At 68.0% G+C, this 12,515-nt stretch carries 8 protein-coding genes; 4 read left to right on the top strand and 4 right to left on the bottom strand.

Features of this window, described 5'->3' with window-relative positions; translation table 11 throughout:
- Positions 1-3 precede the first annotated feature (3 nt).
- Positions 4-5,832: a GAF domain-containing protein gene (locus ACSQ89_RS26485; protein ID WP_436294048.1), complete on the bottom strand. Its 5,829-nt coding sequence runs from the start codon at positions 5,830-5,832 to the stop codon at positions 4-6.
- A gap of 220 nt (positions 5,833-6,052) precedes the next feature.
- Here ACSQ89_RS26485 and ACSQ89_RS26490 point away from each other — a divergent pair, with 220 nt between their 5' ends.
- Positions 6,053-6,580, top strand: a complete 528-nt coding sequence (locus tag ACSQ89_RS26490; RefSeq protein ID WP_093108410.1) for a hemerythrin domain-containing protein — start codon at positions 6,053-6,055, stop codon at positions 6,578-6,580.
- 15 nt (positions 6,581-6,595) lie between these two features.
- On the opposite strand, the gene ACSQ89_RS26495 is transcribed toward ACSQ89_RS26490, so the two are convergent.
- Positions 6,596-7,573, bottom strand: coding sequence for a Bug family tripartite tricarboxylate transporter substrate binding protein (locus tag ACSQ89_RS26495; RefSeq protein WP_436294047.1), 978 nt, complete (start codon positions 7,571-7,573; stop codon positions 6,596-6,598).
- Positions 7,574-7,590: 17 nt separating this feature from the next.
- Positions 7,591-8,748, bottom strand: coding sequence for a threonine synthase (locus tag ACSQ89_RS26500; RefSeq protein WP_436294046.1), 1,158 nt, complete (start codon positions 8,746-8,748; stop codon positions 7,591-7,593).
- 103 nt (positions 8,749-8,851) lie between these two features.
- Between ACSQ89_RS26500 and ACSQ89_RS26505 the strand changes: the two genes are divergently transcribed.
- Genes ACSQ89_RS26505 through ACSQ89_RS26515 form a run of 3 tightly spaced genes read left to right on the top strand, consistent with a single transcriptional unit; the run spans position 8,852 to position 11,296 of the window.
- On the top strand, positions 8,852-9,772 hold the full coding sequence (locus tag ACSQ89_RS26505) for a LysR substrate-binding domain-containing protein (protein WP_436294045.1): 921 nt from the start codon (positions 8,852-8,854) through the stop codon (positions 9,770-9,772).
- Positions 9,773-9,807: 35 nt separating this feature from the next.
- Positions 9,808-10,755 (top strand): pseudouridine-5'-phosphate glycosidase, encoded by a 948-nt coding sequence (locus ACSQ89_RS26510; RefSeq protein WP_436294117.1) that lies wholly within the window; start codon positions 9,808-9,810, stop codon positions 10,753-10,755.
- 7 nt (positions 10,756-10,762) lie between these two features.
- Positions 10,763-11,296, top strand: a complete 534-nt coding sequence (locus tag ACSQ89_RS26515) for a DUF4124 domain-containing protein (protein ID WP_436294044.1) — start codon at positions 10,763-10,765, stop codon at positions 11,294-11,296.
- Positions 11,297-11,308: 12 nt separating this feature from the next.
- On the opposite strand, the gene ACSQ89_RS26520 is transcribed toward ACSQ89_RS26515, so the two are convergent.
- Positions 11,309-12,481, bottom strand: a complete 1,173-nt coding sequence (locus ACSQ89_RS26520) for an ABC transporter substrate-binding protein (protein ID WP_436294043.1) — start codon at positions 12,479-12,481, stop codon at positions 11,309-11,311.
- Positions 12,482-12,515 lie beyond the last annotated feature (34 nt).

A 12,515-nucleotide genomic window follows, 5' to 3' on the forward strand; every position in this document is an offset into this window, starting at 1 on the left:
CTTTCATCGGTCCTTACGTACGAGCACGCTGTTCAGCGCTTCGACCAGCCGATCGACGCGGATCGGCTTGGTCAGGTAGTCGTCCATGCCTGCGGCCATGCACATCTCACGGTCGCCCTGCATGGCGTTGGCCGTCATCGCCACGATGCGCGGCCGTTGCGGCGCCTCCAGCAGCTTGCAGATCTGCCGCGTCGCGTCCAGTCCGTCGAGTTCGGGCATCTGCACATCCATGAGCACCACATCGTAGGCCTGGCGCTGCACCGATTCCACCGCCTCGATGCCGTTGGAGGCGAGGTCGGCCCGGTAGCCCATCTGCTGCAGCAGGCGCATGGCGAGCTTCTGGTTCACCGCGTTGTCTTCGGCGAGCAGGATGCGCAGCGGGTGGCGTGCTGCCATCGTCGGGTCGATCTGCGGCTTGGCCGCATCGGCGGCTGCAGGTTTCGCAGGCGTGTCGTGCGCGAGCAGGCCCATCAACGTGTCGAACAGGTGCGACTGGCGGATCGGCTTGGCCAGGTACGCATTGAAGAACGATTCGGCGGCATGCGTCTCGTGCCGCCCCAGCGAGCTGAACAGCACGAGTGGCAGCACGGCGTGGCTCGCCCGGATGCGTCGCGCGAGGTCGATGCCGTCCATCTCGGGCATGTGCATGTCGAGGATCGCGAGATCGAAGCGCTCGCCCTGTTCGAGCCAGCGCAAGGCTTCGAGCGGCGATTCCGTGTCGCGCGAACTCATGCCCCACTTGCCAGTCTGCAGCGAGAGCACGCGCCGGTTCGTCGCGTTGTCGTCGACGATCAGCACGCGCTTTCCCTGCAGTCCGGCCTGCACGCCGACATGGTCGCGGCGCCGGCTCGGCGGCAGGTTCGCGGTCGGCGCCTCGATGGTGAAGAGGAAGGTCGAGCCTTTGCCCACACCCTCGCTTTCCACCCACATGCGTCCGCCCATCAGTTCGGCCAGCCGCCTGCTGATCGCCAGGCCCAGGCCGGTGCCGCCGTACTTGCGCGTGGTGCTCGAGTCGGCCTGCGTGAACGACTGGAACAGCCGGCTCATGCCTTGCAGCGACAGGCCGATGCCGGTGTCGCGCACGGCGAAGGTCAGCGCCACCTTGCCGGCGGAGGCGGCCTGCGAACTCACCGTCAACACCACCTCGCCGGCCTCTGTGAACTTCACCGCGTTGCTCAACAGGTTCAGCAGGATCTGCCGCAGCCGCGCGAGGTCGCCGCTCACGGCCGCGGGCACGTCGCCCTCGAACACATAGGCAATGTCGAGCTGCTTCTCGGTCGCGCGCGTGCTGACGAGGTCGAGCGCCGCCTCCACGCAGTCGCGCAGGTCGAACGGGTGCGATTCGATGTCCATGCGCCCGGCCTCGATCTTCGAGTAGTCGAGGATGTCGTTGATGATGGTCAAGAGCGCATCGCCCGAATCGCGGATGGTCGCGACGTAGTCCTGCTGCTCGGTGTCGAGCCTCGTATCGAGCAAGAGGCCGCTCATGCCGATCACCGCGTTCATGGGCGTGCGGATCTCGTGGCTCATGGTCGCCAGGAACGAACTTTTCGCGTCGTTGGCGGCCTCGGCCGCGGCACGCGCCTCCTGCGTCTGATTGAACATTCGGGCGTTCTGTATGGCAATCACGGCCTGGTCGGCGAAGGTCTTGAGAAGCTCCACCTGGTGGCTGGAGAACGGCCCGGCCGCGCTGCGGGTCACGCTGATCATGCCGATGGGCGCGCCCTCGTGCACCAGCGGGACGCCGGCCTGGCCACGCCATCCCCTTCGGCGCGCCAGCGCTCGCAATGCATCCGAGACTTCCGCATTCGCCTCGATGTCTTCCATGACAAGCGGCTTGCCCGTCACCAGGGGCTGGTAGATATAGTCCGACGTCACCGGGGCGGGAAAGTAGTTCTTCAGCGCCTGGTCGCCCTCCTCGCTGGTGGGTGTGTATGCGGCGAGATGGATCGAATCGTCGATGCGCCGCAGCAATGTCGCGGAGAACCCGCCAACCAACTGCCGCGCGCTTTGAACGATGGCGCTGAAGACAGGTTGCACGTCGGCGGGCGAACTTGCAATGACCTTCAGGATTTCCGCTGTCGCCGTCTGCCGTTCCAGCGCTTCCTGGGTCTCACGGAACAGGCGCGCGTTCTCGATCGCGATCACGGCCTGGCTGGCGAAGGTCTGCAGCAGGGCGACGGACTTGGCGGGGAAGGTACCGGCCTGCTCACGCGCAACGCCGACCGTGCCGATGGCGCGGCCCTCGCGCAGCAGGGGCACCGACAGCACACTGCGAAAGCCCGCTTGTCTGGCCTGTTCATTCAGTTCGTAATCAGCGTCCGCGTGCACATCGGGAATCTGCACTGGCGCGCGTTCCATGATGGCGCGGGCGTTGCTGGAGCCGCGCCCGAGCTTCATCGGAAATGCGGCGCGCATGGACGCCTCCGCTTCCGGTGTCGTGCCGTGGTAGCCCACCATGTGCAGCAGTTGGCCGTCGAAACGCGTGGCCGTGCCGATGGTCGCGCCGCACAACGCCCTGGCGCGCTCCGCGATCGCTTCGAACACGGGCTGCGCATCGGTGGGCGAACTGCTCATCACGCGCAGGATCGCCGCCGTGGAGGTCTGCTGCTCCAGTGCCTCCTTGGTCTCATTGAACAGTCGCGCGTTCTGGATCGCGATCACGGCCTGGTCGGCGAAGGTCTTCAGCAGCCCGGCCTCCTGCTCGCTGAAGGGCACGGGCGGGTTGCGGGTCACGTACAGCATGCCGATGCCCCGCCCTTCCCACTGCATCGGCGCGAAGACCTGCGAGTAGTTGCCGGTCCCGAGCATCACCGCGGCGTTGCGCACGCTCTTGGGTGTGTCGGCCCCGTTCATCACGTCGGCGTAGCGCAGCACGCGGTTTTCGCGGATCGCCTGGTGGACCGGCTCCTCGCGCAGCGGGAGCGGAAAGATGCGCGCCACCGCCGGCGCCGACTCGCCGCGGTAGGCCGCGGAACGCAACAGCTGCTGCTCCTCGTCGATGATCACGATGCCGAGCTCGGAGCTGCGGAACAGGCGGGCGCAGCTCTCCAGGATCTTGTCGAACACCGGCGCGGTGTCGGCCACCGAGCCGCTGATGACCTGCAGGACTTCGGCGCTTGCCGTCTGCCGCTCCAGCGCCTGCCTGGTTTCGTTGAACAGACGCACGTTCTCGATGGCGATCACCGCCTGGTCGGCGAAAGTCTGCACCAGGCCGATCTCCGCTGGCGCAAAAGGCCGTACCTGGTTGCGCAGCAGCGCGATCACGCCGATCGATTCGCCATCGCGAATCATCGGCACGGCCAGCACCGTGCGAAAGCCGTTGCGCGCCTGAAGTTCGCGCACGTCTGGATATTCGGTGTCGAGCAGGGGAACGACGTCTTCGACATGCACGCAGCGGCGCTCCAGGAACGCACGGCCGCCGATCGAGCTGGTGCGCAGCGGCAGTTCCGCGCCCAGCGAGTAGTCGCCGTACGCCGGCCCGTAGCTCGTCATCGCGCGCAGGTGCTCGCCGGCGGCCAGCCACACCCGGCTGCCGTCGGCCCGGCACAACAGGCCGGCGCGCTCGGCCACCGTGTCGAGCACCGGCTGCACGTCGGTCGGCGAGCCGCTGATGACCTTCAGCACCTCGGACGTTGCGGTCTGGCGCTCCAGCGCCTCGCGGGTTTCATTGATCAGCCGCACGTTCTCGATCGCGATGACGGCCTGGTCGGCAAACAACTTGAGCAAGTCGATCTGCCGTTGCGGCGTCGTGCCGGGTTGCGGCCAGGCAGTCGCGATCGCGCCAATCGGCACACCGTCCTTGAGCATCGGGGCGGCCATCATCCGGCGCCAGTTCCCGGTCTTCGCCATCGTGCGGTCGTAATTCGGGTCCGACCACGCGTCTTCGCTGCTCAGGGCCCTTCGCTCCATGATGACGCGACCGCTCATCAGGTGCGGATCGGGCGGCGCCGGGTACAGCGTGCGTGCCGCCTCCACGGCCTGGGCGGGCCAGTTGCGAGTCGCAGCCAGATGAACCAGGCGGCCGTCGTAGCTGAAGATCGCGGAAGTCGGGCTGCCGAGCAGCCGCGTCGCGCAGTCCAGGATCGCCTCGAACACGGGCGTCACATCGGTCGGTGATTCGCTGATGACGCGCAGCACGTCGCTGATCGCGGTCTGGTACTCGAGGGACTCGGCCAGCTCGGCGGTGCGTTCCTCGACCTTGTGCAGCGCCTCCTGGGTCTCGTTGAACAGCCGCGCGTTCCGGATTGCGATCACCGCCTGGTCGGCGAAGGTCTTGAGCAGAGCGCGCTCACTGGGCCTGAACGGACCCACCTCGCCGCGCTGCATGCTGAGGATGCCGATGCCGCGGCCCTCCCACATCAGCGGAGCGGCCAGGTTCGCGAAGCTTCTTCCCAGATGCTCGGCGTTGCGGCGCAACACCAGTGGCGCCCCGACGTCGTTCAGCACGTCGGCAAACTCCACCAGGTCTCCGGTGCGGAACGCGGGTTCGGCAGACGTATCGGCCAGCGGCATCGGGTAGTTCGACTGCATCAATGGCTCGAGCTGGGCTGCGCGTGCCTCGCCGATCGCGGCGCGGCCGGCCGCCGTCATCCGCCAACGCGTCAGCGCGAGCTGGCCCTGAGCGTCGACCATCAACAAGGCGAAGGAACCGGCGTCGAACAAACGGTCGCAGCACTCGAGGATCTTGTCGAACACGGGCCCGGTGTCGGCCACCGAGCTGCCGATGACCTGCAGCACCTCGGCGGTCGCGGTCTGGTGCGCCAGCGCCTCCTTCAATTCGCGGGCGCGGCGCTGCGTCTCGTCGAACAGGCGGGCGTTCTCCAGCGCCAGGCCCATGCTCGCCGCCACCGTTTCGAGCAGCCGGACCTCGTTGCTCCCGAAGGCGTATTCGCGCTCGTGGTTCTGCAGCACGATGGCGCCCAGAGCGCGATCGCTGCCGATGATGGGGACCGCGACGATCGAGTGCGCCCAATCGGTTCCCGGTGCCGGGCTCATGCCGATCCGGGTCTGTTCCTCGCGCGTGTTCGCCACGCCGGTCCGGCGTTCGCGGAGGATTCGTTCTGCCGCCTCGCCGGGCTTCAACGGCCGCGCCGGCGGGAGCGGCAACGGCACGTTGTGTTCGTAGCGATACAGCGCCTGGATCAGGTTGGTCTTCTCATCCCACCACACGATGTTCAGGTCGCCGGTGGCAAACACTTCCCGCAGCTTGTCGCCCACCAGGTTGATGATGGCCTGAAACTCCAGCCTGGCGGCCACGCCTTGCTGGATGCTGTTGATGAGTGTGAGCTCCCCGGCGCGTTGCGCGAGCTCGGTCGTGCGCTCAGCCACCTTGCGCTCCAGGCCCTCACGGAAGCGGATATTGGCCAGAGCCACGGAGGCCTGGCTCGCAAGCATGGCCAGCAGGTCGCGGTCCGCGCCATGGAAGCGACCGGCCGCGCCTTCGATGTCGGCGTAAAGGCAGCCGATCAGCTCGCGCCCCGCGATCAGCGGAGCGATGAGGCACGAGCGCTGGGCGGCGGGTTCGGCACCATCGGGCCCGTGCCGCAGGCTCACGGCGCGGGTGCGGCGGGTTTCGGCGAGCCAGGGTCCAATGGCGCTGAGCAGGCCGGCGGCGTCTTCGCCCTGCGGCAGCATCGAGGCGACGATGCGCGGGCCGTCGTCGCTGTCGAGCACCAGCAGCACGCGCTGCGCGCCGCTGAGTTCGATCGCCTCGTCGATCAGGAATTCGTGCAGCTCACTCTCGCGGCGCAATTCATTCAGGCGCAGCCCGCTGTAGACCAGGCGCTCGAAGGGCTCGCGCCGGTGGGTGTCGGCGCGCAACGCGCGCATCGACAGTGGCCGGGACCGGGACCTTGCCATATGGCAATTGCCTCCTGCGATCAGGGGGTGATGCGCGAGTGGCGCACACGGCGTGGAGTCTAACGGCGAAGCGGCCAGCGGGTGTGAGGCCCTATGGCCGGTGCTTCAATTGCTTGAAACCCCATTGCCCACGCGGCCAGACCTTCAAGGCAATCGCACAGGAGTAAGCTGGCACAAAGGGGACAAGAGCATGCTGGCGGCCGAATGCGCGTGGATCATCTTGCGTGCCGAGCACACTCGCATTCGTGAGCTGTTGGCGCTTGTCGACGGCACGCTGAAAACAGGGGATTGGACACGACCGGGGCCGCAGGCGGCGTCGCTCGTCGAACTCATCGAACGCCTTCAGGCATTCGACGAAACGACGCATCGCCCGAAGGGCGTCGTCCTGCTCGAGATACTGCGCGGCAGGTCGGCAGAGGCCGACCAACTGCTCGATGAGCTCGAACTGGAAAGCAAGCACTGTGACGGCCTGCTCTCACGGGCAAAGGCCATGTTGAAGCCTGCCGAATCGGGGGAAATGGGCGACGCCGGGACCGTCGAAGCCCTGTTGCAAGAGCACCGCCAGCTGATGCATGCCCATCTGGACCGAGAAGACACGCTGCTCCATTCCCAAACGGCGCTGTTGCTGACGGGCGAGGAGTGGGCTGCCGTGGTGTCGTCGATGTCCGCGGCCATGGAGGCCGCGAAAGAACGCGACCGTGGTCGCCCGCCCTCCTAAAGGATCGCGCCGCCGCTATTGCGGCTGCAAGCCGATTTCCTTCGCCACCTTCTGCCAGCGTTCGGCTTCCGCGCGCATGAAGGCGCGCAACTCGCCGCTGCTGGACGCTTTCAGTTCCACGGCCAGGGCCGACAGCCGCTCCTTGACGGCCGGCTGAGCCAGGGCTGCCGCGGCCTCCCTGCGCAGGTGTTCGGTCACCTCGAGCGGCGTGGTGGCCGGCGCCACCATGGCCCACCACTGGTCGATCTCGACGCCCTTGATGCCGGCCTCCGACAGCGTGGGCACGCCCCGCAGCGCCGGCAGGTCCACACGCTGCGGGCTGGCCACGGCCAGCGCGCGGATCTTGCCGGCCGCGAGCAGGCTGGAGCCGCTTGCCAGCGTGGCGAAGTGGCCCGCCACCATGCCCGCCGCCACGTCGTTGAGCGCAGGCGCCGAACCTCGGTACGGCACCATGTTGAACCTGATCCGGCTGCGGGTCGCCAGCAGCTCCGCGGCCAGGTGGCTGACGGTGCCGGCGCCGCTGTGCGCGATGGCGGGTGGCGACGCAGCAGCGGCCGCGCCCGCCTTCATGAAGCTCCTGAAATCCTTGCTGTCGGCACCGGTGCCGCCGAAGAAAACCAACGGCGAGGTGCCGATCATCGTCATCGGCGTGAAGTCGCGCAGCAGGTCGTAGGGCAGGCGGGTCATCACCGCCGGCGCGATGGCATGCGGGAGTTCCACGATGGCGATCGTGTAGCCGTCCGGCGCGGCCCGGGCGGCGGCTTCGGTGCCGATCTGGCCCGCGGCGCCGGGCCGGTTGTCCACGACGACCGAGATGCCCATCGCGCTGCTCATGCCTTGCGCAATGGCGCGCGCAATGGCATCGGTGCTGCCGCCGGGAGCCCAGGGCACGATCAGCTTGATCGGCTTGTCGGGAAAGGCGGCCCAGGCCTTCGGCCCGGCGGCCATCAGCGCGGCTGCGCTCAGGAAGGTGCGGCGATGCATCGGCGACATGGGAAGCTCCTTGAAACTCAAACAGGATCGGGCCAGCTCGGATCGCGCGAGGCGTCCGCGGTGAGCATCAGCAGCACGTGTTCGTCCGCCGCGATCGCGCTGCGTTCGCGCAATTGCGAAAGCGCAGCCAGGCCGCCCGCGGCGCAGAGCTCCGCGCTGACGCCCGCCTGCGCGAGCAGGCGCCGGGCCGCGCGCGCCTGATCGTCGCCCACGACCACGGCGCCGCCGCCGGTGGCGGCGACCGCCTGCCATTGAAGATACGTGACGGTAGCGCCGGCCGTGGAGAACTGCGCGGTGCGGCCGGGGTAGTCGGCATCCAGCGCGCCGCCTTCGAGCACGCGCGCGAGCCGCGCGAAAGGCTCGACCGCCCAGATGCGCGGCAGCTTCGCAATGCGGCCGGCGGCCAGCAGATCGCGAAAGCCGGCAAAGAGGCCCCACGCCAGATCGCCGCGCGCCGTCGGCACCAGCACATGGTCGGGCAGGCCGCCCTGCTCCAGGCATTCGTCGGCGATGGGCTTGTAGCCTTCGATGGCCAGCGGCGCGCTGCCGAGCGCCGGCAGGCTGTAGTTGGTGAGCGCGAAATAGCCCGCGAGCGGCGCACGCTCGCGCACGAAGGCCCAGCGGCCGGCGTTGTCGGCGAAGGCGAAACGCCTGGCGCCCGCGGCGTCGAGTGCGCGCGCGTAGGCGGCTGGCATGCCGTCGTAGGTCGCGACCTCGCAGGCCAGGCCCGCCGTCTGCGCGTAATGCGCGGCCGACACCGCGGCGTTGCCTGAGGAGGCGAGCACCAGCGTGTGAGCGCCGAAGTCCAGCGCCTGCGTGACGCCAATCGCGGTCATCCGGTCCTTGTGCGAGCCGGTCGGATTGCAGGACTCGTCCTTGAAGCTGAGGCGCGCGACGCCGAAGCGACGTGCGAGATCGGGCATCGCGTACAGCGGCGTGCCGCCCTCGCCCAGGCTGAAGCCCCGTGCATACGGCATGAGAGGCGCTGACGTCGCGTCGGCCCGATAGCTCGCGCGCAGGCCGACATGCACGCCCTCCGCGCGGCAGGCCGGGCAGCCCTCGTGCGCAAGGCGGACCGGATACTCGGCGTCGCAGCGCAGGCATCGCAGGCCGCGCAGCAGCGGATTCCTGATCGGCCGGATCGGCTGGGCCAGGGCGCAAACCGGGTGGGTCATCTCTTTGGCTTCTCTCTTGTCGCTGAAATCGATGCCCGAATGCTAGGCGCAGATAAATAAAATAAAGTCGATCGATCTATTCATCCGATAACCAAACTTATCAATGCGATTCACCGAGATCGAGACCTTCCGGGCCCTGATGCGCAGCAGCACCACGCGCAAGGCGGCGGCTCAGCTGCATGTGACGCAGCCCGCCGTCAGCCAGTCGCTCAAGCGGCTCGAGGCGCAGGCGGGCATGGTGCTGTTCCAGCGCACCGGCGGGCGGCTGGTGCCGACACCGGAGGCCCGCGCGCTCTGGACCGAGGTCGAGCGCGTGTTCATCGGCATGGACGCCATCGAGCACCGGCTGCGCAGCCTGCGCGACTTCGGCGTCAACCAGCTGGAACTCAGCTGCTATCCGGCCTTCGGGCTCGGCTTCATGCCGCGCGCGCTGGCGCGGCTGAAGGCGCAACGCGGGGACGGCGCGTGGCCGCAGGTGTCGCTGCAGGTGCTGAGCTCGAAGGACGTGCGCGACCGCGTGGCCATGGGCATTTCGGATTTCGGGCTCATGGCCGACGAGCTGTCGCTGGAGGGCATCGAGCATTCGACCTTTGCGCGCATGCCCGGTGTGATCGTGATGCGAGAGGGCCACGCGCTGGCTCGCTTCAAGACCGTCAAGCCCCAGCAGCTCGCGGAGCTTCCCTTCCTGGCCTTGAACCCCGAGGACCCGGCGCATCGCCGGCTCGAGACCGCCATGGCGCAGCAGGGCATCGCGCTGCGCGTGGCCGCGCAGACGCCTTATGCGGCCAGCGTCTGCGAGATGGCGCTGCGCGGCCTGGGCGTCGGCCTGGTCAATCCGATCACCGCACTCGACTACGCCGAGCGTGGGCTGGTCGTGCGCAAGCTGTCGATCGACGTCTCGTTCGCCTGCCTGCTGGCCCTGCCTGCGGGCAAGGTGCTGTCGGCCACGGCCAGGGAATTCCTGTCCGTCATGCGCCAGCAGCTCGCCGAGGATAGTCAGCGGCTGCAGCGCCATTTGCGCTGAACCGCCGCGTGAACCACACTGCCGGAAGCATCGACATGGTGACCGAACTTGCCCACTCCTGGTTGACCCGCAGCGCACCCGTGGCCGCTGCGCAGGCCGCCGGCCGCCCGCTGGTGGCGCTGGAGTCGACCATCATCGCCCACGGCATGCCCTATCCGGAGAACGTTCGCACGGCACGCGAAGTGGAGGCCTTGATCCGCGGCCTGGGCGCCGAGCCCGCGACCATCGCGCTGATCGGGGGGCGGATCCGCATCGGCCTCGCGGACGACGAGCTCGAACTGCTGGCCCGCTCGGGCGATGCGCACAAGGTCAGCCGCCGCGACCTGCCGGCCGTGCTGGCCGGCGGCGAACTCGGCGCCACGACGGTGGCCGGCACGATGATCTGCGCGGCGCTGGCCGGCATCGAGGTCTTCGTCACCGGCGGCATCGGCGGCGTGCACCGCGGCGCGCCGGAGAGCTTCGACATCTCGGCCGACCTGCAGGAACTGGCGAGGACCTCGGTGGCCGTGGTGTGCGCCGGTGCGAAGTCGATCCTGGACATCGGGCTCACGCTGGAATACCTCGAAACGCACGGCGTGCCGGTGCTCAGCTGCGAGCAGGACAACTTCGCCGCGTTCTACACGCGCGACAGCGGCTTTCGCGCGGACTTCAGGCTGGACGACGCGGCGGCGCAGGCACGCTTCATCCGCACCAAGTGGGACCTGGGCCTCGCGGGCGGCGTGGTGTTGAGCACGCCGGTGCCGGAAGCGGCAGCGATGCCGCGCGAGGAGATCGATGCGCTGACCCGGCAGGCGCTCGCCGAGGCCAAGGCGCAAGGCATCACCGGCAAGGCGGTGACACCCTTCCTGCTGGCTCGCATCAAGGCGCTGACGGGTGGACGCAGCCTGGCGACCAACATCGCGCTCGTCAAACACAACGCCGAGGTGGGGGCCAGGCTGGCGCTGGCATTGGCAGGTGCGGGACGGGGAGCAGGCGCACAATGAGTGCCTCATGCGCCAGCTCCTCTTTCTTGCCATCCTGAGCACGCTCGCTCCCCTCTCCAGCGCGGAGGTGATCCGCTGCGCAGACGCGGCCGGCAACGTGAGCTATACCGACGGCACATGCCCGCCGGGCGCCAGGCCGGTGGGACGCGTGTCGGAACCCCCGCCTGCGCTGCGAGACGGGGCCGAACGTCAGCGTGAGGAGCGCGGCCCGATGGCAGCGACCCCGAACCCGTCTCAGGCGCCGGCAGGCCCGGCCATCATCGACTCTCGCGGCGCCAGCAGCAACGAGCGGCCCGGCGATTCGCGCTGGAGCGAGCGCGGCAGCGATCCCGTGGCGATCGACGATGGATATCCCTACCCTGGCACCTATCGCCAGCCCATGCCGCGTCGCGACATGCGCCCGCGCATCCGCAACTGCGATGCGGCGGGCTGCCAGGACACGCAGGGCAACCATTACAACCGCTCCGGCCAGCTGGACCGCTACCAGACCCCCGATGGAAAGACCTGCCGGCCGGTGGGTACCACCACGATCTGCCGCTGAGCCGGCGACGCCTCAGGGCGCCACGTAGTCCGACACCACCTTCCACTTGCCGTCCACGATCTGCGACAGGCGCGACTGGTCGTTGCCCAGGCGCTTGGTGGCGGTGTAGCTGCTCTTGGGGCCGCCGAACATGTCGGGCTCGAAGGTCATGCTGTCCATCGCCTTGATGAAGCTGTCGGTCGTGAGGTTGGGGCCGGCTTTCTGCGCGGCCCTGATGAACTGGTCGATGATGGTGTAGCCGTAGACCGAGAACACGGTCGGGTCCTCGTTGAACTTGGTCTTGTACTTGTTGGCCCAGAAGCGGATCGGTTGCGACTGCTCGTCGGTGTAGGGATTTTGCGCGGTCATGGTCGCGTAGAGGCCGTCCATCGCCTTGCCGCCGAGCTTGTGGATCAGGTCGGTGTAGGCCGCGCTGGAGCCCAGGAAGGTCGGGTTGAAGCCGGTCTTGCGCGCCTCGCCGATGGTGCCGATGGTTTCGCGGATGATGGTGCCCATCACCACGAGATCGCAGTTGGCCGCCTTCATCTTCGCGACCTGCGAGGAGAAGTCGGTCGCGCCGCGCTTGAACGAAGTCTTCTCGGTCAGCTCCATGCCGGCGGTCTTGAGGCCGGCTTCGGCGCCGCGCTGCACTTCGAGCCCGAACTCGTCGTCCTGGTAGATGGTGCAGACCTTCTTGGCGCCCTTCTCCTTGATCATCTTGGGCAGCGCGTTGCGGATCTGGTCGTAGTAGGTGGCGGCGAAGGAGTACTTGAGCCGGTGGAAGGGCTCGTACATTTCGCGCGCCGCCGTGATCGGCATGAAGTTGATCACGTTCTTGTCGAACTGCACCGGCATCGCCGCCATGTTCTGCGCGGTGCCGATGTGGCCGGCCATGATGAAGATCTTGTCCTGGTTGACCAGCTTCTGCGCCGCCAGCACCGCCTTCTTGGGGTCGTAGCCCGAGTCCTCGACGAAGAGCTTGAGCTTGCGGCCATGCACGTTGCCCTGCTCGTTGAGCTCGTCCACGCGCAGCTGCATGCCGTTGCGCGACTGTTTGCCGAAGCCCGCGATCGGGCCCGAGAGATCCTGGATGGTGCCGATGCGGATCTCGTCCTTGGTGACGCCCTGCGATTGCGCGCCGGCCAGGCCGGAGCCCAGCGCGAGACCGGCGACTGCGGCCAGGGGAAACAGTGTCTTGATCTTCATACAGGAATCTCCTTGGTTGACGAACTGAACGAGT

The sequence above is a fragment of the Variovorax sp. LjRoot175 genome (assembly GCF_964253805.1).
Lineage (GTDB): Bacteria > Pseudomonadota > Gammaproteobacteria > Burkholderiales > Burkholderiaceae_C > Variovorax.

Coding starts and splice junctions, on each gene's coding strand:
- ACSQ89_RS26485 (WP_436294048.1), bottom strand. CDS start 5,832: ATGCGCGCGTTGCGCGCCGACACCCACCGGCGCGAGCCCTTCGAGCGC.
- ACSQ89_RS26490 (WP_093108410.1), top strand. CDS start 6,053: ATGCTGGCGGCCGAATGCGCGTGGATCATCTTGCGTGCCGAGCACACT.
- ACSQ89_RS26495 (WP_436294047.1), bottom strand. CDS start 7,573: ATGTCGCCGATGCATCGCCGCACCTTCCTGAGCGCAGCCGCGCTGATG.
- ACSQ89_RS26500 (WP_436294046.1), bottom strand. CDS start 8,748: ATGACCCACCCGGTTTGCGCCCTGGCCCAGCCGATCCGGCCGATCAGG.
- ACSQ89_RS26505 (WP_436294045.1), top strand. CDS start 8,852: ATGCGATTCACCGAGATCGAGACCTTCCGGGCCCTGATGCGCAGCAGC.
- ACSQ89_RS26510 (WP_436294117.1), top strand. CDS start 9,808: ATGGTGACCGAACTTGCCCACTCCTGGTTGACCCGCAGCGCACCCGTG.
- ACSQ89_RS26515 (WP_436294044.1), top strand. CDS start 10,763: ATGCGCCAGCTCCTCTTTCTTGCCATCCTGAGCACGCTCGCTCCCCTC.
- ACSQ89_RS26520 (WP_436294043.1), bottom strand. CDS start 12,481: ATGAAGATCAAGACACTGTTTCCCCTGGCCGCAGTCGCCGGTCTCGCG.